Source organism: Bradyrhizobium sp. F1.13.3 (genome assembly GCF_040548265.1).
Classification (GTDB): domain Bacteria; phylum Pseudomonadota; class Alphaproteobacteria; order Rhizobiales; family Xanthobacteraceae; genus Bradyrhizobium.
Genome location: NZ_JBEPRI010000030.1, coordinates 32,464 through 58,848, shown reverse-complemented (window position 1 = coordinate 58,848; position 26,385 = coordinate 32,464). Strand labels below are relative to the sequence as shown.

The window sequence follows — 26,385 nt, the reverse complement described above, 5'->3', positions numbered from 1 at the left end:
AACTCCGGTCGGGCTACGCCCTCCCTTCGTCACGAGCCCGGCGAAACCCTCTCACCTTGATTGACGCGCTCTTCCATCCTGATCGCCGCGCAACAATTCCGCCTCCGCGGTACAGGAGGTGTGCGCGCAAGCTCAAAAAAACATGGCTTTGTTTTCTACCTACTCCCTCCGAAGACCCGAGAATTTTAAGCGGTGGGGAGGTGCGCACAGATTCAAGGGCGACGGTAATGTTTCTCTCTCGGTCCAACATCGCATTCGCAAGCCGATCGCTGGAGATCCCCTCGATGTTTGGGGTCGGCTATCCGCTCTGCTCCAAAACCCGCTCACAACACGCGAAGTTTGGTTGGTCCTTGGCAATATGCTGTCTGCGAAGACATTCTACGACGGACTGCAGAGCGAAGACCCCGAATCCGAAACGCTGCAGCTGAACCATCTTCTTCAGACCACGATTGCTGCCGCGGGAAGCGTAGGAGCTAAGCCGACCAGGACGAGGAGAGCGATCGCGGTTCGGTATCGCTGGGCTAGCTGTTCCACGCATTGATGAGCACGAAGGCGCGGCTGATCTGGTTGCTTGGCGCTGCCTACCGCTCGCTGGTCTCGAGGAAGAGCGCTCCACCAGTGCTGGCCCAGCTTGTCAGGTGTGTCGCTCTCGCAACGTCACAATTGTTCCATTGGCCTTCGAATCGTTTTTGACTTCACAGGGTGGCGAGCCCGGCGTTTGATTATGGCGGACCCCCGGGGTAAGAGCTTTTATCTCGAAGAGGCTTTGAGGCGGGTTCAAGAGGCCGCTGTCTAGCGCCAGCGGTCTCTTCGTTAGCTTCATCGAGAGAGTTCGTCCGATGCCGACGCAAATATGGGCTCTCGCAACGTCAGTCGGCTGGACAGTCATCGTGGCCGCGATCCTGCTCTATTTGATCTTCGCCCCCGGCTAATCCGGCGCTTATCTGCCGGAGCCTTGAAGGGACACGTCTAATGTGAGGTGATGGCAGCCGCAGTGACTACACGGGTGCAACGGATCGCGAGCAACCACCGATCACGCTCGACATCGACATCGATATCGGCATGCCGATCGCGGTGACGTTGATGCTGGTGCTGCCGTTGACGTCGACAGCGACATGTCGATGATGATCGGCAGCCTTGCTGCTGACCATCATCATCCTGCTGGCGGCCGTCACCGGAAACTATGCCCCACCGAGCAGTCGACGGCATTGCCCGGCTCTTGCGATCAGGTGCTCGGCGAGGCGCCCGATGATGGCATTGTCCAATCCGTCTTTCCGCGCTTGCTCCCGCACGGCGGCTACAATGTCCGGAAGCTGCTCGGCCATGGCAATCAGTCCGGCGATCACCTTGTCAGGATCGAGGCGCGTTTCGCGCGCGAATTTCTGCCAATCGCGTAAACTAATCTGGCTGAGCTTGTAATCACCGCCGATTTTCATCGCGAGCTTGATCTTCTGCAGATCGACGTCATCGTAAGGAAGAATGCTGGCGATGTCGTAGAGCGGCGCGAGCCGTACGTGAGGGCCTCCGGCCAGCAGCAGCGAATAGTTCTTGGCATGCGCATCCGTACCCGCAATCAGCCAATTGAAGCCTAGCGCGTCGACAAACGTGTCAACGTCGGCGACCCGATCCGTGGAGTAGGTGCGCAAAAGCCCGATCACATCGGCAGGGCTTGGTCCGCCATCGTTTTGATACTTCATAGTCGGCAGGATGCCGAGCGCCTGGCAGATGTCTTCCTGGTGGACACGGACGATCTCGTTCCCACTGAACTGCCGGTCGTAGCGCTCGATGACGATGGCGATTTCCTTTCCGAAATGCATCACCTGGGTGTCGGCGACGGGCAGACCGAGATGGCGCGCAAGCATGAGGCAGATATGTTCATTTTCCGCGTGTCCATCGAAATGGCCAGTCGGCGGTTTGAGGATATGCGTCGTCGGAATCCGCCCGGAGGGAATTCCCCATTTGCCCTTTTGCAGAAGCAAGGCGGTTTTGGGTTGGGCGCCTGCAAGGCTGAATTGTCCGGTATCGCGCGGCAGCCGCCAGGCGGCGTGATCCTCACGTAGGGTCTGCAGGCGTTTAGCGATCGCCGTTTCGTCGAGCCATTCGACCTTGTCTTCGGCGCCGCCTCGCAAGGCCTCCAGCCGATCGGGCGTGACGAACTGAACGGCACCCGCGCAGTCCTCGCCGACATGGGAAATAAGAGCAAACACGTTGCGCGCGGACACCTGAAATCTTCGAGCCCACCGTTCGAGCACGCGTTCGTTGTCGGGTAGGAGTCCCCAGAGGAAAGCCTGCACGGCGGAAGGGCCGTGCTCTTCAGCCGCGAGCGGCATGGACAGCGACAGCGGATAGGCTCCTTCGGCCTGGCGCCAGTACTTGTCATAGACGAAGGTGAGCCGGCCACGAGCGTCATTGCGCACGCGGCCGATTTCCTGAGCATCCAGCAGAGCAACAAGTTCGCTGGTCATGCCTTTTTCTTCCTGGCCTTGGCCACGATGGCGTTGATATCGACGGCTGGCCTGGCGGCCTCGCGGGCGGGCGCTTGTTCGGTGCCCGCATCCAGGCGAATGTCCAGGGCATCAAGGGCGCGAAGGATCAGCCCGAGCTCAGCGCGCGCGTGACCGTGCTCAACCTCGATCACCCACTGGCGGCTGACGCCAATGCGTTTGGCAAAGGTCGATTGATCGAGTTTGAGCTTCTTGCGCCGGTCGCGAAGGACGGCGCCGAGTTCGGCCGGAGTGCGTATGAGCATGGGATTCCCAAATGTCAACGTTCGCTTACTTTAGCATATGTCGACGTTCGCTGACAACCTAAAATGTCATCGCTCGATGACATCCACGCATGTCACCGAATGCCGACATTCGTATTCACGTGTGAATCGACCGAATCGGCGTCGATATTCACCCCGGCCCTCTACATCCGCTCCGGCTTCTTGATCGATTACGGACGGGTCGTGCTCGGCCATGATAGGCGACAAACCTCAGCATCTATCAGGCCGTCGCGCGTCGAGGCGCGGCACTTTCCGACGGATCACAAGGGCAATCTGATCAGAGGGCGACCCGCCCTCGGCGGCAATTCAACGCGCTGATCCAGCCGAAATTCTCACTGACGGCTTCGCCAGATGACAGGGCTAGACCTCACCGGGTTCAAACGACAGCCCCTTCCCACGTGATCTAATCGACACGACCGAGGTCGCGTTAGGCTGCAAGCCGATCCAAGCTCGTCGTAGACATTATCGAGCGCGAGAGGCCGACAATACGTCAGCTGGTGGAGCGCCTGGCTGAAGCACGCGGCAATCGGGTGATGGCCGGTCCGTCGGAAAAGATCACGAAAAAATCCAGACCCGGTTCGAGGCTGGTGCCGCCGACGAGATCAACGTCATGCCGCCTTTTCCTATCTAGCGGTTTCGACCAGTTTTCGAAGCAGGTGCTGCTCGTTGCGGCGATATGGCGTATTCCGGAACGGCTATACCGGTGCGACGCTACGGGAGCACTACGTCCTGAGACCGTCGCACCGCCGGCTGGTTACAAATTGGACTCCGATTTCCGAGCCGTCCAGTCGAATCAGCTTGCATCGCCGGTAAGCTAATCCGACGGTTGAAAGCAGCAGGAAGAACTGGCGAGCTTTGAGCACGTCAGTCGATCCATCAATTCGAAGACGTGCTCCGGTGTCGGAAACGTCGATGAGAATGCAATCGCGCCGCCACGTGCCGTCCAACCCTAAAAGCGTTGCCCGGTACTCGTGCTCGAAGCGAACGCGCTTTGATTTTCGCTTATCCCATCCATACATCCAATGGCCTTCAGTCCAGATCGGGCGAAGCGGAGTCAAATTGCTCCTCATCTAGCCTTGCATCTGCAATTAAGAGGAAATGACAACTACCAAGAGGCAAAATATCTGTCGGCTTGATACGAAAACAAAGATACTGAACGCGGGCCCGGCTCTCGCGGCCACTTTCCGAAGATGGTTCGTGGGGGCTCAGGCGACGTAGTTGGAGACGCTCCGGGACAACAGCGATTAAGGTCTACAAAGACGGCAACACGGCCGACCAGAAGCAGAGGTTGAGCAGAGGAGCGCAACTTCAGCTGCCGACAGCACCAGAAGCTGCTGCTGACAAGATCAACAATGCCTATGAGGAACTCAATTTTGGCGAGGAGTAGAGATCAGGTAATCTCCGCTCGGTTCGCCGGTTCATCATGAAAGATTAGTCAAATACGGCGCATAATTCCTGCTGGTCTCCCAAGGGTTCGCTCTTTTCCAGCACGATCAGCTGGCAGTGCGCCGCATTCACACACCGTTCAACCCTGTGGCGCGTAAAGGGACGCGATCACTAGTCCGCAGTAGAATAGAGCACAGCATCTGCGCTCAGATGCAGAGCAGGGCTGTTGAACGCGGGAAACGTCTCCGGCGTGGCGCAATCGCGACGCGAAGCCTATTGGGCTTCGTAAACAACTAGGCTGATGCCGCCCGATTTGAGCGCCGTTAGCTACTCCTCACTTACGACCGCCCTCTGGGCGCAATGACGGCTCTCTACAGTGGCCTGGGCACGAGTGAAAAACATAGGTCTGAGATCGTTTTTGACTTCACAAGTGGCGAGTCCGGCTTCGATTCTGGCGGTCCCCAAGTAAGGGCTTTTATCTCAAACAGGGTTTGAGGTAGCTTCAAGAGTCCGGCTGTCCAGCGCCAGCGTGTCTTAGGTTCATCGGGAGAGTTCGTCCGATGCCAATCCAAGTATGGGCTCTCGCCGCGTCAATCGGTTGGACAGTGGTCGTGGCCGCGATCCTACTCTGTTTGATCTTCAGCCCTGACTGATCCGGCGCCCCTTACATGGGGCGAGACGGCTAACCGTCGTGATTGCGCAGCGGTGTCCAGGGGAGTGCCGGGTGGATAGGGCTGGGCAAGAGGATCCACAAGCGCCCCGCGGAATTGGAAAAGCCCGTGGAGGAGAAATCGTCTTCTGCCGGAGCCTCGAAAGAACACCTCTAACGTGAGGTGATGCCAGCAGCAGCGACTACACGGCTGCCACGCATCGCGAGCCACGACCAATCGACATCGATATCCGCATGCCGATCGCAGGGGTGTTGATGCTGGTGCTGCTGTTTGCGCCGAAAACGACATGTCGATGATCGGCGGCAATCTGGCTGATCCGCCGAACATGGTTACGCAGGCTGCCGGCGCGGGACCCTCTAGCGGCGCCTGCCCCATATCATGCGGTCACTGGCGCTTTCCACCGCATGAAGCGCCGCTCCAGTGCCTCCAGAATGGCATTGAACGCCAGCCCGATGACGGTGATGCTGAGGATGCCGAAATACATCTGCGGAATCAGGAAGCTGTACTGGCTGTTGATGATGAGATAGCCGAGGCCGGCCTTGGCGCCTACCATTTCGGAGGCCACCAGCACCAGCATGGCCGACGCACTGGCGAGGCGAATCCCGACGAAGATAGTGGGAAGCGCCGCCGGAACGATCACCTTGCGAAACAGCTGCTGCGGGGTTGCACCCATGGTCCGCGCCGACTTGATCAGCAACGGGTCGACCTGCTTCACCGCGGCAACGGTGTTGAGCAGGAGTGGCCAGGCGCAGCTATAGATTACCATCGTGATCTTCGACAGCTCGCCGATTCCGAGCAACAGGATGAAGACCGGCAGCAGCGCAAGCGGCGCAGTGTTGCGGCAGACCTCGATGAACTGGTTCACGAGATTGCCAAGTCCCGCATACCAACCCACAGCCACGCCAAGCGGGACGATCAAGGCGACCGAAATGAGAAATCCGCTCAAGGCGCGCAGCAGGCTGGCGGCGACGTCATCATAGAGCTCGCCGGCTTGCGCAAGCTGCCAGCCCGCAGCGATGACCTCCGAGAAGGGTGGCAGGAACACGGGATCGATCAGCCCAAGCCTCGGAGCCGCCTCCCACGCCGCCAGCAGGGAAATCAACAGCAATGAGCGGTGTCCGAAGGCAGCCAGCCCGCGAGCCGTGGCGCGGATCCGGTCCGCCGCTGGCGATGCGGATTTTTCCACGCTGGTGAGCGGCTCTCGGCGCCTGTGAGCAACCTCCAGCAATGTCAACATTTCGAGACTAGACATGGGCAACCTCTTCCACTTTGCGGGCGGCACGCTGCGTACCAATGGCGCCGGCCAACTGTCCCTCCTGGGCTTTCAACACTTCCTCGCGCAACAGACTCCAGACCTCGTGACGCACGCGGCCGAACTCGGGCAGCGAACGTACGTCGTCATCGTCGCTGCGGAGCACATCCGGAATGTCGAACACCTGCTTGATCCGGCCCGGGCGCGACGTCATCACTGCCACCCGCTGGCCGAGCACGATGGCCTCGTCGATACCGTGGGTGATGAAGACGATCGTCTTGCCGGTCGCGCGCCAGATCCGCAGCAGCTCACCCTGCAGCGTCTCGCGCGTCTGGGCGTCGAGCGCGGCGAACGGCTCGTCCATCAACAGCACCTCGGGATCATAGGCGAGGCTTCGCGCGATCGCGACACGCTGCTTCATGCCGCCGGAGAGCTCATGCGGATAGCGGTCGGCAAAGCCGGACAGCCCGACCAGGTCGAGGAAATGCCGCGCGATGTCGCTCCGCTGCTTGGCCTTGAGCCCGGCGATATCGAGACCGAACTCGACATTCTGTTCGGCGGTACGCCAGGGAAACAGCGCATACTGCTGGAACACGATGCCGCGGTCGCGACCGGGTCCTGCAATCGGCCGGCCATCGAGCAAAATCCGACCGCTGGTCGGCAGCGTGAGCCCGCCCAGCAGATCGAGCAAGGTGGATTTCCCGCAGCCGCTTGGGCCAACCAGGGCGAGGAATTCGCCGGAGCGAACATCGAGCGTGATGTCTTCCAGAGCGGTGAAGTGGCGGCCTGGTCCGCCGCCCTCGCCGCGCACGACAAACTCCTTGCGGACATGCTCGAAGCGGATCTTCACAGTGGTCATTGGGCCTCCGCCGTCTTTCCGGGACGGAAATAGTTGAACGCATTGGTGTAGGTGTCGGAAGCCTTGACCTGACCCGGCTTAAACAGGCCGTCCTTCACCAGCCAGTCGATCCACACCTGGATCTCGCTGTCCGAGATCACGCCGCCCTTGGACGCAACGCCGGTGCTCTTCCAGTATTTGATCGAGGAGGCATCCTCGTTGCGTTTGCGCTCGGTGATGATCTTGTCGAACCGGGTCCTCACCTCTTCCGGAGGTGTGGTCTGCGCCCATTCGATCGCCCGCGAAATCCCCTCCACCAGCTTGCGCGAGGCATTGGGATTGTCGTTTATGAACTTCTCTCGCAGCACATAGGCACCGCCGGTGAACTGGCCGAACAGATCGGTATCGTTGAAGAGAGACCGGATGCCGCCGCGCTCAAGCGCCTTGTCGCGCAAGACGCCGCTCAACGCGCTCACTTCGACCTGGCCCTGGCGCAACGTTTGCTCGCCGCTGACTGGCGGGATCGCCACCAACGTGACCTGCTTGGCCTCGCTTGCGCTGAGGCCGGACCTGGCCAGGTACTCGCGCAGCACGAATTCCAAATGTGCGCCCAGCGTGTTGACCGCCACCTTCTTGCCGATCAGGTCACGCGCGGTCTTGATCGGGCTGTCGTCCTTCACGAAGTAGCCATAATTGGTGTTGACATCGGAGCCGTAGTAGCCGACCACCGCCTTGACCGGGGCCTTCGCCGCGATCAACTTGAGGATCGCCCCATAGAACGCGCCGCCGATGTCGATATCGCCGGCGACGACGGTCTGGATGTCCTGCGGACCGCTGATGGTGTTACCGACCCATTTGAGCTTGAGCGGCGCAAGAAAACCGAGGTCCTCGGCCAGCTCGATAAACGTCACCTGCCCGGCCGATCCCTGGTAGCGGATCTCGGTCTTATCGAGCGGCGGCTCGGCGAATGCCGGGGCCCTGAGGCCGAGCGCCACGGCGCCGGCCAGCAAAGCCCGCAACCCCTTGCGGGTGGCACGTCCCAACCGGGCGCGCCTTGCGCGAAGCAATCGAAATATAGCGTTCATCATTGCGAACTCTCCTGAGCGAATCCGGATCAAGCGGCTTTGGCGGTCTGGGGCTTGGATGTCTCGACGCGCGTCACGCTGCGGCGACCGTCGACGCTGAGCGGTACATCGCCATCGATGGTGGCGCGGCGCACAACGCGGCGCTGGTCGCCATAGTCGTTGACCGCGTAATGTTGCGTGGCGCGATTGTCCCAGATCGCAACGTCGCCGGCCTCCCAGCTCCAGCGCACGGTGTTTTCCGGCGCCGTGATATGCGACTGGAACAGCTCGAACAGCTTCTGGCCGTCGTATTTCGGCAGGCCGACGAAGCGCTGCACGAAATTGCCGAGCACGAGCGTGCGCTCGCCAGTCTCGGGATGGACACGGACGACCGGATGCTCGGTCTCAAAGATCGTTCCGGTGAACACCTCGTCGAAGTGCTTCTTGTCCGCCTCGGTTGCCCGCGTCTTCACGGCATAGTCATAGGCGTTGCTATGAACGGCCCACAGTTCGTCGGCGAGCTTGCGCAGCGGCGCCGGCAAGTCGAGATAGGCGGCTGCCGTGTTCGACCAGACGGTATCGCCGCCGTAGGGTGGAATCACCACGCCGCGCAGCACCGAGATTTTCGGATAGGCGTCGACGAACGTGACATCGGTATGCCATTGGTCGGCGCGGCCACCGCCCCGGCCTGAGTCCAGCTCCAGGATCGACGACGTGCCCTTGAGCGCGCCGACCGTCGGATGGGGCACCAGCTTGCCGAGCCTGATGGCAAAGCGTTCCTGTTCGGCATCGTCGAGATCTCCCTGGTCCCGGAAGAAGATGACCTTGTGTTCGAGCAGCACCTGATTGATGACACGGATGGTCTCGTCCGAAAGGTCGCCCGACAGTTTGACGTTCCTGATCTCGGCGCCGAGCCTGGCCGCACGCTTGACGATGTCGGCGCGCGGAATGACGTTGTCGATGGTTGTCGTGTTGCTCATGGTCGTGCTCTCGTCACTGCGATCCCGTGGACAAAGCTCCGCCATGCGCCGGTCGCGGAAACGACGGCAGAGATAGATGAAATCATTTCAGGCTAGGGGCGCTACTCGGCCGCAACGTGCTCCGGCAGATGGCCCGAGCCGGCACATCGGTCACGGCGATCGGATTAGAGCATGATGAAACGCCCTCGCATTGCGGGCTTGAATGGTACGAGCGATCGATCGTCAGTCAATGAAATGAAACCAGCTTTGTTTTCGGCGAGAGGCAACGAACGCTTCATTAGCAATGCTGACACTGAAAGATTTGCAATGATGACTGCCCGCCCGGCTGCAAGAGCGGCGCAATTTGACGCGACGCAACGCACTTCTCGTCCAGAGACGCGATAAAATCGTTACAGCCGCCGTCATTTCTCATCGTGACGACTGCCCTGGTTTTTGATTGGCGCTCTGGTCGCAAGCTTCATGCTTGCATCCACCTCAACAACGCAAATTCATTTCATCGACATCCGGGGGACTGCAGACGTAGAGTCTCGCTTGCTACAGCTCCCAATGCACGCGGATCTCACAAATGAGCGAACGACGGCAGCTTTCCCTCAACTTCTTCATCTATCCGGACGGCCATCACGAGGCTGCCTGGCGCCACAGGAGTTCGGCGGCCAATCGCATCCTCGACGTCACCTACTATCAGGAGCTGGCACAGCGCGCTGAAGCGCACAAGTTCGACGCGGTTTTCTTCGCCGATGGCCCGGCGCTGGCGGACAATGTCCGCTATGCCCAGCGGTTTCGGCTCGAGCCGATCACCCTGCTCACCGCGATCGCCTCCGCCACCCAGCGGATCGGCCTGATTGCCACGGCATCGACGACCTATACCGAGCCCTACAATTTGGCGCGGCTGTTCGCCTCGCTGGATCACATCAGTAGCGGCCGGGCCGGCTGGAACATCGTGACAACGAGCACGCCGCAGGCCGCGCAGAACTTTGGCTTGCCCGAGCATCCTCCGCATCACGAACGCTATGAGCGGGCGCGGGAATATCTCGATGTCATCACGCGGCTTTGGGACAGTTGGGAGGACGACGCGCTCGTCAACGACCCCATCTCGGGTGTTTTCGCCGACACCGGCAAGATCCACTCAATCAATCACATCGGAAAGCACTTCCGCGTGCGTGGGCCGCTCAACATCTCAAGGACGCCGCAGGGACGACCGGTCTATGTCCAGGCCGGCTCTTCCGACGACGGACGCGCCTTTGCGGCGCGTTTCGCCGAAGCCATCTTCACCGCGCATCAGACACTGGCGAGCGCCCAGGAATTCTATGCCGACATCAAGCGTCAGGCGCGCGCCTTCGACCGCAGTCCCGATCAGATCAAGATTCTACCCGGCATCAGTCCTTTCATCGCCAGCACGCAGATCGAGGCCGATCGGCTGCAGGACGAGTTCAACGAGCTGATCCAGCCCGAGTATTCGCTGAGCCAGCTACGCCAGATGATCGGTCTCGACCTCTCCGGGTTTGATTTCGACGGCCCCTTTCCTCGTCATCTGATCGATACCGAGGGCGCCCACGGCGCTGCCAGCCGCTTCAAGCTGGTGATCGACATCGTTGATCGCGAGAAGCCGACGATTCGTCAGCTCGTACAGCGCCTGGCCGGCGCCCGCGGCCATTGGGTGATAGCCGGACCGCCGGAAAAGATCGCCGACAACATTCAGACCTGGTTCGAGAACGGCGCAGCCGATGGTTTCAACGTCATGCCGCCCTGGCTGCCCGGCGGGTTCGACATCTTCGCCGAGCAGGTCGTGCCCATTCTGCGCAAGCGCGGCCTATTCCGTCACGATTACACGGGCACAACGCTGCGCGATCATTACGGCCTGGACCGGCCGGCCAGCATCTTTTCCAACGCCATTCAGGCGATAGCATAATTCGCCTGACAACACTGATTTGACGATGCCGCGAAGCCTAACGGGTTGTTTTCATTGGGTCGCTGGACGGCGAAGGCGTAAGCGAGGGGAGATTTATCTATGCCCCTCATAAGAAGTCGGGATCTGAGCGAGGTTCACTCCCGGTGCACGAATTCGGCGAATAGATCTGTCCTTCTGCGGCCGTGCCTTCCAGACATCTTATAAGTGAGTTGTCGCGCCGGGTTTAGCCGGCGGGTGATCAAGTCTCGACGGCAAGGAAGAATGACTCGGGGCCGGAAGGCGGGTTCTGGATGCGCCTCGTCCGATGGGGCTACCCGTACGTTTTCGATCGCTTCCGCTTCCGCATGACCCGAACCGATCGCGCTCCCGCCGATCCTCAGCCCAGGTACGGCAGGAGTTGGATGCGGTCTTCGCTCCCTGTTCCTCGACAATTAAGGGCTGGATTGTCGGACAGCCGACGAACGAAATCCTCTGCCTCGTTGGGCGGCAACACGCGCTCGTGGGCGGCAATAGACGAGATGCAACGCTGCGATCGCGCTTGAATTCGGCGTTCCGGCGACCGTTTTTGATGAATTCCACCGTGTCGATTGTGCAAAGTTGCGATTCTGTTAAGCGCAGAGCTGCCCCACTCTCGAGAGATATTCGAGCCGTTGTCCAGATCCGAGCACGGTCTCTTCCCGCATTGGGGGCAACCTGTGGCCAGAGCGTAAGAAATGTAGTGTCGCGCCGGTGTGCGCGACACTACGAATCGAGGGTCTCTTTTTGAGCGGCGAGCCTACTATCTTTGGTGAAGCCAATAGGTTGGCAAGCAGTAGCCGCCGACATGGAGGCCAGGAGTCTCGTACTTCGGGCCACTTCTTGGCATTCTCCAATAATCGACGGAAGTAAGCACGTGAGGCCCAACACATTGTCCCTGTCTTTGAACCTTGTCAGCGCGAACGAGCTTTGAGCAGGCTCCTAACATTCGACGGCACCGCATTTGGCTAAGCAAGCAACGCGAGGGGGAAATGGCTCTGCTGAGAGTCAGGAGGTGGTGCGGCGATTAACGTTGGAGATCAGATCCCTCAATGTCTGTCTGGAAGATTTTCTTCACGTTCGAGCCGAGGCACTCGGCATTAGTGGAACACAATTGGCGATCTTGATGGCGGTGATGGACTTAGACAAGGATGGCGGTGCGCCGGCCGGAGTGGTCGCAAAACTGATGAAAGTCGACCCGTCCTTCATCACGCTACATTCGAAGGCGCTGGAGAAAGTCGGATTTGTGCGGCGCAAGACCGGTATCAGGGATGCTCGGGTCGTCCAGCTCTCGCTAACGGACAAGGCCCGTAAGCGTCTCGCGAACATCGCTGCACAACAGGAGGAACTGGATCAGTTCGTTTTCGGTGAGCTTGGCATTGAGGAATCGATGAGACTGTCGAGCCGACTTGCAGCGCTCAGGAAGCGGCTGGAGAGAGCTCGCCTGAAAGCCGAACTACTGGACACCGGCGCGGAGTCAGCCCGAGGGAGGGGGCGACGTTAGAAGGGAGGCGCTTTGGATGATCCACGGTTGCTTGAATGCCTGGGCCGCATGCCCTCATGTGAAGCACTACCACCATGAGGAGCACATGGGTTCTCGCGGCGGCCAGTCGCAGCGGTGACAGGCTAAAGTTGCCATTTGTGGATCGAGCGCTAGTCGATTGGGCGACCAATACGGATTCTGTGTGAGGCCAGAGTTCTCCGCGGAGTTCAGATTTCTGACGTCCCCAACCTGTTACATCGGTCAGCCGCGAAGCCTTTGTGGAATCTGCAGATCGCGACGAAGTCCGTCGGCCAAGCCGTCTACGAAGCTGTTTGCCATTGACCAAGATCAAAACATCAATTCTAGATTTGGAGGTTAAAGGTCTCATGCGCAACCTTCCCTTTATTCGTGTGCTTGCACTTTCCATCCTCATCGGCTTTGCATCGCCATTGACCGCCGCTCCGCGGGGTCATTCTTTCATTCCACCGGCTCGGCAGGACGTTTATTGCCTCCAGGGACGTATCTGGGGATATCCAGGCAATTGCCAGTTCTCGACCTATGACCAGTGCATGGCCACTGCCTCCGGTACCCTAGCCTATTGCGGGATGAATCCGATCTATGCATTCCAGCAACAAGGGCACCTGCGCTGACGGGTGATCGCCAAGTGTGGTCGAGACATCAGTCTTTGCTCCTATAAATCGACCCGCCGTGCTGGCTAAGCATTGGGCTTCCGCCTGGTTGGACGTCCTCGCTCGAGTACGCTCACGTCCTCAGTCGCCTCGGGACGCCAAGCACAACGATCGGAACGGGAGGCTCATCGGCCTCACGCGCAATTGGGCAATCTTGTCGCACCGGCACCGGCCTCAATCCTCGACCAAATCCGACCGCCGGTCTCGAGGCATCCAGTCGCAGCAAGCGCTGCCAGGCTCTCGGAGGCGCCAAGAACCACATGATTGTCATGCCGGACGCCGAAATGGACCCCGCGGTCGATGCTCTGAAAAAGCTGGCGCCTAAGGTCCGCGCCCTGAACGTCGGTCCTGGCACTGGTCCCGATGCCGAAATGGGGCCACTAGCAACAAAGCCACATCTCGATAAGGTCCGAGGCTACATCGACGCGGACGTACAAGAAGGTGCAAAGCTGATCGTCGACCGACGCGAACTTCGGCGTCAAGGCTATGAAGGGGGATATCTCATCGGTGGAAGTCTGTTTGATAGCGTGACCACCGACATGAACAATTTACTGCGAAGAGATCGATCTCGGTCCCGTCCTCGCGTTGGCTCGCGCCAACTCCTATGATGATGCAGCGGACATGATTAATAAGAACGAATTTGGCAGCGGCACCCCCACTCTTCACCAGAGATGGTGATGCGGCCCGCGACTTTGCCCATCAAACTCAAGTCGGAATGGTTGGGATCAACGCTCCGATCCGTCCCCGTGCGGATGGCGCTCCCCTCATTCGGTGGCTGGAAAGCGTCCCGGTTCGGCGATCACCACGTGCATGATCCCGAGGGCGTTCGCTTCTACACCAAGCGCAAGACGAACACGACCCGGTGGCCGACGGGGTCCGCGCCGGCGGCGAATTCCTTATGCCGGCGATGAGCTGTCCTTTTGAAGGAGAAGGCCGTGGGCGGTCCCACGGCCTTCCCACATAGCTGCTCTCCAGACGCGCTGATATAGCGCGCGGGCCGCAGGTTTCTGTGAACTTGCCGATTGTTGTAAGAGGATCGTCGATCGAAAACCTGGTCGTGGCAAAGGCGCGTACAATACCCGGGCGCTGCTTCAAAATCGCCGCAGAATAAGCCACTTATATCGTCGTGAATGAGGTATCCCATACATAGCGCTACTGACGAGGCAGACCATGTTTCTCCTCAACCAACACATCGACCACCGCGCTCCCCTCGATTCCTTGGACGCCGACGCGGTGAGCGTCGAAGCCGCTCGCGAGGTCGAGTGGTTTCTCAAGCATCGCGATGGCCACAAGGAAACCCCTCTTGTTTCTTTGCTAGGCGTTGCCCGCGAGATTGGAGTGGGTTCGATCCATCTAAAGGACGAAGGCCAACGTCTCGGCCTTGGGAGTTTCAAAGCCTTGGGAGGTTCCTATGCTGTGATCCGTCTGGTGCTCGAGGAAGCAACTCGGCAGCTCGGTCGCGATGTTGACGTGTCCGAGGTGCACACACGTGAAGTGAATTCCGTGGCAAGCGGTATGACGGTCTCTTGCGCCACGGATGGCAACCATGGCAGATCGGTTGCTCAGGGCGCCCAGCTCGTTGGTGCAAAATGCGCCATCTTCGTTCATTCAGGCGTGAGCAACGAGCGCATCGCCGCCATTGCCGGCTTTGGCGCGCAGATGATCCGCGTCGACGGCAACTATGACGATTCTGTCGTCCAAGCATCGCGAGTTGCAGCTCAAGAAGGTTGGATCACAGTGTCTGACACGTCCTGGCCTGGCTACGAGCGGATCCCCCGCTTTGTAATGCAGGGATACACCGCACTTGTGAGCGAAGCACTCCGCCAGCTACCGGAGCCGCCGACACACGTCTTCATCCAGGCAGGCGTCGGTGGGATCGCTGCAGCCGTTGCTGGACATCTATCAATTCTGTTCGGCGACGAGCGCCCGTTCTTCACAGTTGTCGATCCCTCGCGGGCAGCATGCCTCTTCGAAAGCGCGCGGGCCGGGCATTCTGTCAAGGTAGATCATGGGCAATCGACCGTGATGGCGATGCTCGAATGCTACGAGCCTTCGCTCGTCGCTTGGCGCATCCTTTCGCGCACAGCGGATGCTTTTATGACTGTGGACGACGAGGACGCAATCAGCGTGATGAAATGTCTGGCAAATCCGAAGGATAGCGATCCCGCTGTCATTGCAGGCGAAAGTGGTGGTGTTGGCCTCGCAGCCTTATTGAAGGCTGCTTCCGACCCGACCTTGCGTGGTAAGATTGGTCTTGGACCCAATGCCCGGGTCTTCCTGATCAACACCGAGGGCGCCACAGATCCTCTTCTGTACGAACAGTTCGTCGGTGCGACGCCAGCGCAAGTGACCGCGAAGAATATTAAGCCGGTCAGGAACAGGTCAACGGATGGGGCGGCCTCGTGAGCATTTGGAAAAGCGCCGCATCCCTACACCCTGGGAGACTGGCCAGCGTTCCGTTCTTACAGAAGGCTCGTTGCCGCGCAGAGGCCGACCCTCTGCGCGGCGCAGCGGTTCATGTTCTTTCGAGCTGGGCATGCCGATTGGCCCACTCAGAATGAGGGGTTTGAGATGCGCCGGTGTCTCTAACTTGTCGGCCGGACTCACACCCGGCACTACAAACTTCACCGCGGGTCGATCGCCCGCAAATCGACGCTCACGCAAATCTCGCAGAGGACGATTCGGGGATACAGCGGCTTATTGCGCGTTGCCGCCGAGGATCTAACCGCGATCTCTCCGCAGCATTACGTTTCGCGCGTTGACTAGCTAAGCCGTGTAACGGCAACTTGAGGCGTGGGCCGACTTCTGCAAAACCAGCCTTCAAGTACAATGCTGAGGTGGGGCTACGGCTCCACGTGGGCTGCCTCGGCGCCCCCACTTCGAGCTGGCCCCAGCCTTTTGCCGTCCCCAGGCCCACCGCAGCCTCAATAAGACGCATCGCGACTCCAGACGATCGCTGATCCGGCACCACGTAGAGTTCGGTGATAATACCGTAGGTTCCGCCCGCGAAAAGGGCGGCGCTTTCCGACAACATAATCAGGCCGACCGGGTGTGCCTCCGAGTAGGCCAGAAACCCATAGACCCGCTCTTTCATGGCCAGGAGGTCGACAACAAGCTGGGTATCTGGTCCGCCCTGCTTTTGTCCGCCCTCAAGTTCGGCAAGTAGGGCAGCAACCATGTGAGTCACCGTTGTGGCGTCATCGATAGAGACTTCACGCGTGGACACCATGTCATATCCTCTTACAGGTTTAACTAACATACGACCTGATTCAGCGGCGGCATCGGGGCAGGAGGCTGCCGCAGCACCCGATCCAAAACAGATATGCCGCACGGTTGAAGGTCAGATGACGGCCGAGTTCACACCGAGGTGATAGCGTCTTTGTGTCGCTCCCAGCTAAGTTAAAATATCTCAGAAACTCGGAGGAGTAACTTGTCGAACATCGTAATGGTCGCACGGAGCAGTCTCTTCTTCTTTCGACTTGCGTGTCGCCCCACATCGGGGGCTTCGTGTTGATGCTCGGACGTTACAGGAGCGAGGCTGACCGCTTGCGAACAGGCTCACTGATCTGGATCTACGCTCCCCCTCGTAGAAAGTTTCGAGCGGCAGGCCGACCAGCGATTTGCCGGATCCAGTCCCGAGCAATCACATTTGACGCTCCCATCGCAAGGGCTGCGCGCGTCGCGGAAGGAACGCTCATCGGCTCGCGTCAATAACTGAATTACTCACCTTGTCGGAGAAATTGTTGGGCATCATGAGCGACCCTGACCCGCCTCATTGGCTGAGATCAATGCTCTCAAAGAATCGTGGAACGCGCGAGTCCAAGGCACACTATTTTTGGTAGTGTTTAGATAATCAGTTTTTCTAATCTCTCACCGGACGCGCCATTTGTTGCCGCGCAATGAAGAACATCACGGCCCGAAGAACACGTGTAACTTGGTCGCTGAGCTCGCGATTGAGGCCGGCTTCTCGCGCGTTCCTCGAATAGACAATGTCCCGTCCTGATGAGCCGGGTTCTCGGACTGCCATCGCATTGCCGTTAAATGCTTTGTGAGTCGGGCCCGTGTCGCGCGAGATCGTCTTTATCGTTCACGTGCATCACTTTACGATCTGCTTGTTTGGAGACCTCTTCTAATGCTTGCGGACCCGCATTAAAGCGTGAGACGGTCGCGGCATTTCAGAGGAAGATAGCTCGGGTCACGAGCGGTGGGCTTCTCCATTCCAAAATCAGGAAGTAGGACGAAGATATTGAGCGGCTATCCGCCCCTGCCACTCCTGCCGGCGCGTAAACGGCAAGTGTGAGGCGGACGTCTGACGTGATCTACGTCACTTTGCGGTTCCTACCTGCCCGAAACGGCTCAGGCGCGATTCCGCCTTCATCCTTGCACCGGCTCGCATGAACGACGGCTCAGTGGATTCGGGATTGCTCCACTCTTCGCCGCCGTGACATTCGGCCATTAATGCGTATCGGCATTCCTCTGCAGCGGCGCGGTCGGAACGACGTGAACGACGTGATAGCCGTTGTCGTGCAGGTACCGTAGGAAGGCGGCCATCATCGCGGCGGTATGTGCCTTGGCGTCGTGAAACAGAATGATCCCCTTCCCCTCGGCATTGAGCCGACTGGTGATCAGCTTCAGCTCCTGGTCTGGCGTCATTTCCTCCCAATCGCTGGCCCACAGGTCCGCTCCGAACACGACGATGCCCCGAGACTGGAGTAGCTCGAGCGTCTTAGGGGTCGAGTCGAAATAGGGGAAGCGGAAGAATGGCGTCGAGGGCGCCATTGTCGATAGGCCATGAAGCGCCATTTCCTCGGCCGCAATCCCCCGGTCGATGTCCTCTTTTGCCTTCTCGAAGCTGATCTTCGACGCCATCGAATGCGACCAAGTGTGGTGCGCGATGGTGTGGCCTTGCGCGGCCGCGCGCCGCACGAGCTCGGGATATTGGGCTGACGACTTGCCGACCAGGAAGAACGTGGCTCGGACGCACTCCTGCGCGAGCGCCGCCAGCACCTCTTCTGTATACGGCGGCTGGGGCCCGTCGTCGAAGGTCAGCACAACCTCGTGGTCGGCCAAGGGCAGCGTCTGGGGAAAGCTCTTCAGTCCGACCCGTGGATGACTCTTGGCGTCAACGGCGAGCACGCGCGAGGTCCCGAGCGCGTCCTTACGCGGACAGTCGGCCGCCTCCGCAGCCGTGATGCCGGCAAGCACCGCCGTCGCGGCGCTCACAAGCAGCAGGATCCATTCGTGCCGAGATCTGCCATCGGGGTCGTACCCGAACAGGTGTCTGGTTGCGGACTTGAACAAGTTAGTCCTGCCGTCCTGGCTGGAGTTACATCAGCATGCCGATGGCTTCAGCCGCCTCGTTTTCCATTCCGGACTAGCTGACCCATCGCAATGGACCGGCGCGCCGATCGGACGACTTCGTTCCCGAGCGCATCAGATTGTCTGCAGCCAGATCATTTGCTGCTTCGTCCAATTGGAATTGGTTTGCCGCCGCCATTGTACTTTGCCGGTCTCCACAAACGTCGGCTCGTGCAACGGTCACGTTCGCCCTTGCACAGTAGCCATATGGCGATATTGATTAATGCAATGGCGCGGCACTGACGCCTGAATTCCGCGTCTGATGCCGTTTTTCGCCGGATTTCACCAATGACTGTCGGCTTGTGCCGACGGCGCTCCAGCGATCGGCAATCACGGCGACTGACCGGCGACCGTCACCTTCATAAGGCGACGATCTTCCTTCCAGAGGACATGATATCGATCCAATCCGCTTAGAAACGGCGGCTTTGCCGCGGACCCGCCAATGCTGCAGAACGCCTACTGGATGCCGACGCTTAGCGTCTTCACCGCAGCAGGACCATCGGCTCAAAATTCCATATGCTCGATATCGATCGGTTCCTCGTCTTCGGATGCAGCCGCTAAGCGAAGGCAAAGACGAGCAGGCTCGAGCAGAGCAGCGCGAGGCCAGCCGCGGTCAGTGCCAGGAAGCTACCGGAAACAAGGTCATGATTTCGCATGGAAATACCCTCGATTGCACCGCAGAAGAGAGAGCAGCAATGGCTGCGTTGCGCCGTTGACCGGTCAGCACACAAATTAATATTCAAATTCGGCGCACTATTCCTGCTGTGGTTAGGAAGGGAAAGCATTTTTCCAGCGTGGTTACGGCTCGCTCCGCCGTCTTGCGGCGGAGATAAAGAAACCCTGCATGGGACCGCAGGAGTGCTCAGCGCTTCCGCGTTTGCAGCTCTAAGAGACCCGGTCTGATAGAACGCCCAGCATTTACAGGCCGATCCGAGAGCAGATGGGGCAACTTGGCTGCGGAAGAAAGGTCAACTTTCAGGCGTGGAGAGTTTGCGACGTTGACACGCCGATTTAAGCCGCTTGAACCCTGCCCAGGTAGCTGTCTAGTTCGTGCTTCAGCCGAGAGCTTTCCTCGGGTAGCAGTTCGGCAGATATCAGCGCCTGCATCGAATCCCTTCGGTTGCCAAGCCGGTGAGCAAACAACCTGACCGATTGTCCTCGTCGACCGTCTTCTGTAATCGCGCACCGCATCGACAGGATAGAGTGGGCGGCCGTCGACGTAACGCCATTTCAGCGCGTCGTTTTGGATCCGGCCGGCACTGCTCCAGCGCGTCGGGCGTGCGCCGGATAACCGTCGCGGCCTCTAATGCCGTCAAATTAGAGCTGCCCGGCAGCGTATCGATATCCAACGTCGCGGGCGGCGGCATGCCACGGTTCTTGCGACGGGGCTTCGTGGTACGCGGAATTATCCGATTACTCGGCGGCCCTAATGCCTCGATCGGAGTCTTTTCGCCCTTGCCGCTCATGCCTCCGCCCCGAACGATAGTCGGTATGAGGCTATGAGTGTAGGCTTCGCCGGCAAGAAACAAACATAGAGCGCAGGTATGGCCGCTGGATAGCTGTGGTCTACAAATAAGACGGATCGCACCCCTTTCTGACGCCCTCCGACATCACGCGACGCAAGCGATCGGTGCGGATCACGAGATGAATCAAGCATCACGCGGCGACATTAGAGTCAATAGTGTCGCCCAGCACCGTGGTCCGCATAGCGTTAATGACTTTGGTTTTGTTCGATGTCCGTTATCAACTCATCCAGTGTCAATGAGCCGTCGAGCGATTTACGCGAACAGAACCAGTCCTCCACGCCATTACCGGCCATGCCCACAACCTCTGGCTTGGAGCCGCAACGAATGTAGCTGGGTCCGCTCCGCCCCTTCCATGGGGTCACGCAGAAAGCCGCGCTGGAGCAAGCCCAGGACATAACGCTGGCGCCTACCAGCTATGAGGAGACCTCCCAGGCCTAGTTAGGTCGCGGACGTCAAGTGTGCCGTTGTTGCAACCACTGCTGTCGCGTTTACGACGTATGTCGCAATCGCTTCGACAGCCGATGGTGCCGCAGTTGGATCGGCAGCTGATTGGTGCTCCAAGGCTGGTGTTGGCAGGAGAGCTTGCGATCGCCGTCGCTGGTACGGCAATTGCTGATCGCGTTCCAGTCGTTTCGGCTCCAGGAGAAACACATGATCGATGGGCAAGCCGTTGTGCTGTCGGCACGAGAAAAGGAGTGCTTGCGGTGGGTAGAGGAGGGCAAATCATCCTGGGAAATAGGGCGGATATTGAGAATCAGCCAGAACACTGTCGATTTTCACATCAAGAACGCTATGCGAAAGCTGGAAGTGACCACCCGAATCCAGTGTGCTATCAAGGCGCGCCGCCTCGGGCTTCTTTGAACCGTGGAGTGCTGCTGCTGTCATCTTGTACGGCTACGGCGCGTGGCGATGTCGCCCGTCACCCCTCCGGCAAGTCGCTCCGCGATGGCCTTCGGCCACCCTTGACAGCCGCGGCGCGCAGCAGCCAGCGAAACGCAGATCGGGACGAAGAGAAGTCGCAGCCCGGCCGAAGAAGGAGATGGCCCACAACGAAAAGCCTTGACACCAATCGCCCCGTACAAGTCCTTTGACCACTTGCAGACGCGCGGCGCCTATTGCTGCGATCTGTCTTCAAGCAGCCGGTCGCGGAGCTCCTGCGAGACGAAACGCTCCGCCCGCTGCTATGCCTCGTCATTGTCGCCGCGGAATGCTGAACACGACGCGCTGGGATGTCGTATTGATGGCAGCACCAGCGGCTCATCTTATGAAGGCGCGCCGATAGTCAGGATCTGCGCGCCGGCCTAGGCTCAGCCGATCGCGCAACGCCGCTCCCTTGGTCGGACAATCTGGTGGCGGCACGAGCTCAAAACCGCGGTCTCCCGTGACATCGTCCCCGAGCCCGGTCATGAAAGCCCGCAATCGCTTTTCATGAACGGCCAGATATGTGGCGATCGTTGTGAGTGATCGACAAATAACGGCAGACCACAGCTGCGGCCGGCGACTCTCGTGAGGGGAGCGTGTGGCCGAGGCACTGATCGCTAGCGGAAATCTGCGCCTGTCAGCACAAGGAGCCAATCACCAGTGAATGCGTTGGGCCGGCTTCTCGGTCTATCGCCGCGATTTCATTGATGTCAGCTCTGTTCGGATCGAGCGCACCGAACGGCCTCTTCAATGGAAGGGCCTCCCTGGAATAATCGGTCAAGCCGCGACGCTTGCACTACTCTGAGTATCGGGGTCAAAGAGAGGACGGCGAGCGCTCTGGGTCCGTGATCTAGTCATCCTCACTCGATGTGACGTTATCAGCCATCGGCAAGCCTTCCCCCGCGGGTCCGGGCGCGGTCACTCTCCCGGCTCTGCATCGACAAATCCGGCTACAGCGTGGCTGCTCAGAGAATGGCAGCGGCCGGGCAAGCGATCATCTTGCCGAAACAGGCAATTTTCCTGTGGCCTGCGTCACGTACGCATTTTGTCAGAATACAAGCGCGCTTCATGTCTGAAACCCGCCTCCGACTCTGACCGAAAGTTACATTGCGCGAAGAAATACGCGAGCGCGCCCCTTCTACAGCGCTGGCCCAAATCCTGCAGCGGCTCTCCGCGCCAGGAAGTTTGGGGGCGGCAACAGGATGGGAGTCGTGTTTGGGCCTCGATCTGTCAATCGACAATGGGGTTGCCGCACTGTCTGCACCCAGCTGGGAGAACGGAAGCGCCGCCGCTTGCCACCACCTCGCGCGGCATCGGTCATGTCATCGAAAACCTGTTTTCAGAAGACGGCCGGCGCATCCTTGTTTGCGCGGGGCACCACTTTGGTGGCGTGCGATGTTCGTCGGATTCGGAGACAGACAACCATGTCCACGTCGATCTAGGCATTCGTCGGACGGTGCCGCACACCACTGCCGAGGTCGCGGAACGGTTTGCTGGCGCACCGCTACGCGGATTGATCTACAATGCCGGAATTTCGCCATAGACACCGGATCGTACCCCACAGACGTCGTTGACGGCGTTAGTCGAAGCCTGGACGAGGCTGTTCCGCCTCAATCTGCTCGGCCTGATCCTGCTCCCGCAAGACCTCTTTTCCAATCGGAAGGCGGCCTCGGTATCGATCGTCGACATGACTTGATCGGCGCCTTGACGCCCGCACCCGTTTTCCAGCACCGCCAATGCCTCTCGAGTGAAGGCTGACGGTTGCTTGCTCACTCTGAAGCGAGGCGTCAATAGATGATCGATGAACTGGATCTGCGAACCTTCAAGCTGCATCCGCAGCGCGCCGCCGTGCTCGGCGAAGTGCACGCGCGCCCTTTCACGCAGCTTGTTTCGCCATTCAGCGTGATCCACTTCGCTGTTCTTGCGCAAGGCGAGGCGGCCGCAAGCGATCGCTGCCGTTTTATCGATTTCTGCCTGGAGCGCAATGTTTCGCCGCCCGAGCAATCGGCGAAACATCATCAGATTGTCATCGGTCCCGCTATGCTACGCTGGGAGCAGCATTCGGAATTTACAACATTCACCTGGATCTGGACTAACGCAAATGGTCCTGCTGATCAGACGTTCGAGAAAGTTGATGATACCGTCCGATCGCTGATCCGCGCGTTGCGGCAGACGGGTCAATTGCTCGTCGCGATCAGGTTAGAAGTGGAGCACGGCGCCTCGCCGACCAAGCGCGCCGAACAGATTTTTGACAAGAATAGTCTGGCCATGGTTGCCACAAAGAGCGGTGCAGGCGTTGCCGCCTCAGACTTCCACGTGGACGAAAACGGCTTCACGAAAATCCTCGTCTGCGACCTCGGATTGACGTCGCACGATCTCGGAGCGCTGGTGCAGCGGCTCCTGGAAATCGAGACCTACCGTCCATTGGCGCTGCTTGGCCTGTCGGCGGCCCTTGAGCTTGCACCGTCTGTTGATCGCATCGACCGCCGTCTTGTTGAGGCTCTCGAAAAAATGCAGAGCGGTGAGGGGCTGCAATTCAACAGCCATCTGCTTGCCGAACTGACGGCGTTGGCCGCCTCCTTCGAAAGAGGCGCGACCGGTAGCCTGTTTCGCTTCGGCGCGAGCAGGGCCTATAACGAGCTGGTCCAATCGCGACTGTCCATCATTGAAGGCAATGATGTCTCGGGCTATCCGACCTGGTCGTCGTTTCTGGCGCGCCGCATGGCGCCGGCGATGCGAACCTGCGCGACCGTGGAAAATCGTCAGGGGTCGCTTTCGGTCAAGCTCGCGCGTGCCGCCGATCTGTTGCGAACCCGTGTCGACGTCGAAATCGAACAACAGAATCATGACCTGTTGCAGGCCATAAACGAACGCACGAGGCAGCAACTTCGGCTGCAGTGCACGGTCGAAGGCTTGTCGGTCGGGGCGATTGGATATTACGTGGTCAGTCTTTTTAACTATCTTGCCGAGGGCGCGCACGATGCCGGATTGCCAGTAGAGCCCTCGTTCCTAACCGCAGTTTTCGTACCGATCGCGGTCGGCGTGATCTGGCTGGTGAGTTACAAGATTCGAAAGCGACACCTCAAGCACGACGACGCGCCCTCGGCGGCGCGTGACTAATGCTCCCTGTGGGAATCAGTGCGTCCGTCCTACGAAGCTCGCATAGTCGTGGTGCGACACTGCCACCGGAGCCCCGACGGGTTAGCCGGTAATTGTGCTTTAATTGATCGGGATAGGTGGACGTCTCGCGACGCCACCCTTCCCACACCAGTTGGCATACACGGGTCCGTACCGCGGCGGTTCGACTGAGTTATGCTGGCTCAGAAACCAGTATTCGCGAGAGGCCGCGAGCGAAGAAGTGGTCGCGCAGGGCGTGCTGGATCGCCGGTGCCCGGACATTCGCCAGAGCGCCGCCGGCGAACCGGCGGCAATCGATGCGGCGAACTTCGCGATGCCGAGGCGGCGAAGCTCCATGAATCCCTTGTGCCGGTTCTGCCATTGTCGCCAGAGATACATTCGCTCTCTTCAGCGAATCCAGGCTTCGAGGTTTGTTAGCACGCCAGCAGTCCGCCAGAACGCCAAGTGCCCGCGCCATCCGACGAGGTAAGGCAACAAGTCTTATCCTTTCAACCCGGCCGACGTTTCTTCTCCGCGACCTGGCCTGTCGAGCGTATTTCGGCCGGCCTTTTTTTCGCAATCAAGCCACGGGCCGCGTTTCCGCTTAAGAGGATCAGAGCGGCCAAAACGTGGTGCCAGCTGCTGCGGGTGGAATTGAGGCTCGAAACGACCAAAGGATTGCGCCAGCGCAACGTGCCTCCTCAGCGAAGTCGTTCGACAATTTGGCAGTTGAAGGAGAAAGAGATGAGATCGGATCTGACGCAATCGTACGGTCACGACAGGCTTCCCCGCTACACAAGCTGTCCGACCGCGCCGCACTTTTCGCCAGCGATCGGCGAACCTGATTACCGGATGTGGCTCGGATCCCTGCCGCCCCGCCCGCCGGCCTCGATCTATGTGCACGTTCCGTTCTGCCGGTCTATGTGCTGGTACTGCGGTTGCCGCACCTCGGTCATGAAGAAAGACAACCCCATCGCAGTCTATACATGGGTTGCGAACTGAGGCGCACCTAATCGCCGAAACTATCGGCCACCGCCTTCCTATCTCGCACATCAATTTCGGCGGCGGCACGCCGACGATCATGACGCCCGAGACGTTCGCCGGTCTCGTCGGCACGCTCCGCTTCTCGTATTTCGTGTTGCCCGACGCCGAAATCGCCGTGGAGATCGAGCCGCGTACCCTGACCGAGCCGATCGCGGCGGGTTTAGGCTAGAGCGGAGTCAATCGCGCGAGCCTGCGGGTACAGAGCTTCGATCCTGTTGTGCAGCGCGCCATCAACCGCGTGCAGACATCCGAGCAGACCGCCACGTGCGTTGAGCGCCTGCGGCGAGCGGGCGTCGGCCGGCTCAACTTTAATCTTATCTGCGGCCTGCCGCTTAAGACCATGCAATCGGGCCTAGACACGGTTGCCGAATGCATCGAACTCCGGCCCGATCGCTTGTGGGTGTTCGGTTACGTGCATATGCCCTCGTTCAAGAAGCATCAGCGTAACATCGACGAACACGCCCTCCTCCAAACAGTCGAGCGCCATCTTGAGTCGGAATTGATTGCAGAAGCCCTGGTCGACGCGGGCTACGTGCGCATTGGTTTCGACCACTTCGCCCTACCCCGCGACAATCGTGCCGCGGCGAAGCGCGAAGGGCGGCTGCGTCGGAACTTCCAGGGCTACACCGACGACACCCCCGAAACGCTCATCGGCCTAGGGGCAAGCGCCATCGGGAGGATGCCGCAAGGATTTGCACAGAATGTCGTGGTAACCCGTGATTACCTGGCGCGCATCGCCGAGGACCGGCCTGCCACCCTCAAGGGGTATGCCTCCACGGGTGACGATCGCTTCCGAGCCGATCTGATCGAGCGACTGATGTGCGACATGGCCATCGACCTGTCGAAGATCGCTCGATCGCATGGCCGAGATCCGAAGTCGGCCGTCGTCGATCGCTCGCGGCTCAATAGCCTCATTGCTGACGGCGCAGTGACCATGGACGGCGACGAGCGACTGTTCGTCAGGAAAGGCGCCGAGTTTCTCGTCAGGACCGTAGCGTCCGCATTCGATGCTCATCTGGCGCGGTCAGTGGCGGCTCACAGCCCCACAGTATGAGGCTCCTGGAGATGCCACATTAAAGCGTGATGAGATTAGGCTAGATTGCCGCAGGTACGGCGGTTGTTGAGCGAGCTGCGAAGTCGATCAGCTGGGCGTCGGCCTCGACTAACCGGTCCAGCTTCTTGACCGTCTCGGAACGATCACTGAGCGTGGCGGATGCTTTCCGTTGCATGACCTCTAATGGAGCCGCGTAAGCAGCGTGGGCTTCCTTCAAGAAACAAGAACGAGCAGGCGAATTTGCGGCTCGATACCCGCAATAACCACGATCTCGCCCTCGAGTCGGGCGTCATGTCCCCTTTCGCAGTTCC

17 protein-coding genes and 2 pseudogenes are annotated in these 26,385 nt (G+C 59.5%); 9 read left to right on the top strand and 10 right to left on the bottom strand.

The features are described 5' to 3' along the window. Positions 1-998 precede the first annotated feature (998 nt). The 8 genes from ABIB66_RS41175 to ABIB66_RS41140 all read right to left on the bottom strand — a co-directional run bounded on the left by ABIB66_RS41175 (position 999) and on the right by ABIB66_RS41140 (position 8,958). Positions 999-1,151, bottom strand: coding sequence for a hypothetical protein (locus ABIB66_RS41175; RefSeq protein WP_354210473.1), 153 nt, complete (start codon positions 1,149-1,151; stop codon positions 999-1,001). 30 nt (positions 1,152-1,181) lie between these two features. Next, complete coding sequence (locus tag ABIB66_RS41170; protein WP_354210474.1) at positions 1,182-2,465, bottom strand: type II toxin-antitoxin system HipA family toxin; 1,284 nt, start codon at positions 2,463-2,465, stop codon at positions 1,182-1,184. Further along, positions 2,462-2,767, bottom strand: coding sequence for a helix-turn-helix domain-containing protein (locus ABIB66_RS41165; RefSeq protein WP_354259504.1), 306 nt, complete (start codon positions 2,765-2,767; stop codon positions 2,462-2,464). Before ABIB66_RS41165 ends, ABIB66_RS41170 begins: the two co-directional genes overlap by 4 nt. A 722-nt stretch (positions 2,768-3,489) precedes the next feature. Next, positions 3,490-3,786, bottom strand: a complete 297-nt coding sequence (locus ABIB66_RS41160) for a PilZ domain-containing protein (RefSeq protein WP_275174457.1) — start codon at positions 3,784-3,786, stop codon at positions 3,490-3,492. Between the two features lie 1,414 nt (positions 3,787-5,200). Continuing rightward, entirely contained in the window at positions 5,201-5,932 is a 732-nt protein-coding gene (locus ABIB66_RS41155; protein ID WP_354259501.1) for an ABC transporter permease, read from the bottom strand. A 136-nt stretch (positions 5,933-6,068) separates the two neighbouring features. Then, the gene (locus ABIB66_RS41150; protein WP_275174441.1) at positions 6,069-6,935 is read right to left on the bottom strand and encodes an ABC transporter ATP-binding protein; all 867 of its coding nucleotides are present in this window, start codon (positions 6,933-6,935) and stop codon (positions 6,069-6,071) included. After that, positions 6,932-8,002 carry an ABC transporter substrate-binding protein gene (locus ABIB66_RS41145; RefSeq protein ID WP_275174440.1) on the bottom strand — a complete coding sequence of 357 codons (1,071 nt, stop codon included), beginning with the start codon at positions 8,000-8,002 and terminating at the stop codon, positions 6,932-6,934. The genes ABIB66_RS41150 and ABIB66_RS41145 overlap by 4 nt, the downstream gene beginning before the upstream one ends. A 26-nt stretch (positions 8,003-8,028) precedes the next feature. Further along, positions 8,029-8,958: a TauD/TfdA dioxygenase family protein gene (locus ABIB66_RS41140; protein ID WP_354259497.1), complete on the bottom strand. Its 930-nt coding sequence runs from the start codon at positions 8,956-8,958 to the stop codon at positions 8,029-8,031. Positions 8,959-9,523: 565 nt separating this feature from the next. Here ABIB66_RS41140 and ABIB66_RS41135 point away from each other — a divergent pair. The 6 genes and pseudogenes from ABIB66_RS41135 (at position 9,524) to ABIB66_RS41110 (ending at position 15,460) form a co-directional block, all read left to right on the top strand. After that, positions 9,524-10,867: an LLM class flavin-dependent oxidoreductase gene (locus ABIB66_RS41135; protein WP_275174438.1), complete on the top strand. Its 1,344-nt coding sequence runs from the start codon at positions 9,524-9,526 to the stop codon at positions 10,865-10,867. Positions 10,868-11,157: 290 nt separating this feature from the next. Next, positions 11,158-11,409, top strand: coding sequence for a DUF1045 domain-containing protein (locus tag ABIB66_RS41130; RefSeq protein WP_354259493.1), 252 nt, complete (start codon positions 11,158-11,160; stop codon positions 11,407-11,409). 506 nt (positions 11,410-11,915) lie between these two features. After that, the gene (locus ABIB66_RS41125; RefSeq protein WP_275174437.1) at positions 11,916-12,386 is read left to right on the top strand and encodes a MarR family winged helix-turn-helix transcriptional regulator; all 471 of its coding nucleotides are present in this window, start codon (positions 11,916-11,918) and stop codon (positions 12,384-12,386) included. A gap of 365 nt (positions 12,387-12,751) precedes the next feature. Continuing rightward, positions 12,752-13,015 carry a DUF3551 domain-containing protein gene (locus ABIB66_RS41120; protein ID WP_354259514.1) on the top strand — a complete coding sequence of 88 codons (264 nt, stop codon included), beginning with the start codon at positions 12,752-12,754 and terminating at the stop codon, positions 13,013-13,015. A 248-nt stretch (positions 13,016-13,263) separates the two neighbouring features. Continuing rightward, positions 13,264-14,018: pseudogene (locus ABIB66_RS41115) on the top strand (aldehyde dehydrogenase family protein); the annotation flags it as partial. 206 nt (positions 14,019-14,224) lie between these two features. Continuing rightward, on the top strand, positions 14,225-15,460 hold the full coding sequence (locus ABIB66_RS41110; RefSeq protein ID WP_354259490.1) for a diaminopropionate ammonia-lyase: 1,236 nt from the start codon (positions 14,225-14,227) through the stop codon (positions 15,458-15,460). Positions 15,461-15,710: 250 nt separating this feature from the next. On the opposite strand, the gene ABIB66_RS41105 is transcribed toward ABIB66_RS41110, so the two are convergent. Then, positions 15,711-16,283, bottom strand: coding sequence for a GNAT family N-acetyltransferase (locus ABIB66_RS41105; RefSeq protein ID WP_275174435.1), 573 nt, complete (start codon positions 16,281-16,283; stop codon positions 15,711-15,713). A 1,226-nt stretch (positions 16,284-17,509) separates the two neighbouring features. Beyond that, positions 17,510-18,283, bottom strand: a complete 774-nt coding sequence (locus ABIB66_RS41100) for a polysaccharide deacetylase family protein (RefSeq protein WP_354259511.1) — start codon at positions 18,281-18,283, stop codon at positions 17,510-17,512. Between the two features lie 2,306 nt (positions 18,284-20,589). On the opposite strand from ABIB66_RS41100, the gene ABIB66_RS41095 reads away from it, so the two are divergent. From ABIB66_RS41095 to hemN, 3 genes and pseudogenes are all read left to right on the top strand, one after another. Continuing rightward, the gene (locus tag ABIB66_RS41095) at positions 20,590-20,799 is read left to right on the top strand and encodes a response regulator transcription factor (protein ID WP_275174434.1); all 210 of its coding nucleotides are present in this window, start codon (positions 20,590-20,592) and stop codon (positions 20,797-20,799) included. Between the two features lie 1,854 nt (positions 20,800-22,653). Then, the gene (locus ABIB66_RS41090) at positions 22,654-23,979 is read left to right on the top strand and encodes a DUF3422 family protein (RefSeq protein ID WP_275174433.1); all 1,326 of its coding nucleotides are present in this window, start codon (positions 22,654-22,656) and stop codon (positions 23,977-23,979) included. Positions 23,980-24,720: 741 nt separating this feature from the next. Further along, positions 24,721-26,074, top strand: a pseudogene (hemN, locus tag ABIB66_RS41085) (oxygen-independent coproporphyrinogen III oxidase). The last annotated feature ends 311 nt before the right edge of the window (positions 26,075-26,385 follow it).

Excerpts from the sequence above, each read along its gene's own strand:
- ABIB66_RS41175 (WP_354210473.1), bottom strand. The coding sequence starts at position 1,151 with ATGGTCAGCAGCAAGGCTGCCGATCATCATCGACATGTCGCTGTCGAC.
- ABIB66_RS41170 (WP_354210474.1), bottom strand. The coding sequence starts at position 2,465 with ATGACCAGCGAACTTGTTGCTCTGCTGGATGCTCAGGAAATCGGCCGC.
- ABIB66_RS41160 (WP_275174457.1), bottom strand. The coding sequence starts at position 3,786 with ATGTATGGATGGGATAAGCGAAAATCAAAGCGCGTTCGCTTCGAGCAC.
- ABIB66_RS41150 (WP_275174441.1), bottom strand. The coding sequence starts at position 6,935 with ATGACCACTGTGAAGATCCGCTTCGAGCATGTCCGCAAGGAGTTTGTC.
- ABIB66_RS41145 (WP_275174440.1), bottom strand. The coding sequence starts at position 8,002 with ATGATGAACGCTATATTTCGATTGCTTCGCGCAAGGCGCGCCCGGTTG.
- ABIB66_RS41140 (WP_354259497.1), bottom strand. The coding sequence starts at position 8,958 with ATGAGCAACACGACAACCATCGACAACGTCATTCCGCGCGCCGACATC.
- ABIB66_RS41135 (WP_275174438.1), top strand. The coding sequence starts at position 9,524 with ATGAGCGAACGACGGCAGCTTTCCCTCAACTTCTTCATCTATCCGGAC.
- ABIB66_RS41130 (WP_354259493.1), top strand. The coding sequence starts at position 11,158 with ATGCGCCTCGTCCGATGGGGCTACCCGTACGTTTTCGATCGCTTCCGC.
- ABIB66_RS41120 (WP_354259514.1), top strand. The coding sequence starts at position 12,752 with ATGCGCAACCTTCCCTTTATTCGTGTGCTTGCACTTTCCATCCTCATC.
- ABIB66_RS41110 (WP_354259490.1), top strand. The coding sequence starts at position 14,225 with ATGTTTCTCCTCAACCAACACATCGACCACCGCGCTCCCCTCGATTCC.
- ABIB66_RS41105 (WP_275174435.1), bottom strand. The coding sequence starts at position 16,283 with ATGGTGTCCACGCGTGAAGTCTCTATCGATGACGCCACAACGGTGACT.
- ABIB66_RS41095 (WP_275174434.1), top strand. The coding sequence starts at position 20,590 with ATGATCGATGGGCAAGCCGTTGTGCTGTCGGCACGAGAAAAGGAGTGC.
- ABIB66_RS41090 (WP_275174433.1), top strand. The coding sequence starts at position 22,654 with ATGATCGATGAACTGGATCTGCGAACCTTCAAGCTGCATCCGCAGCGC.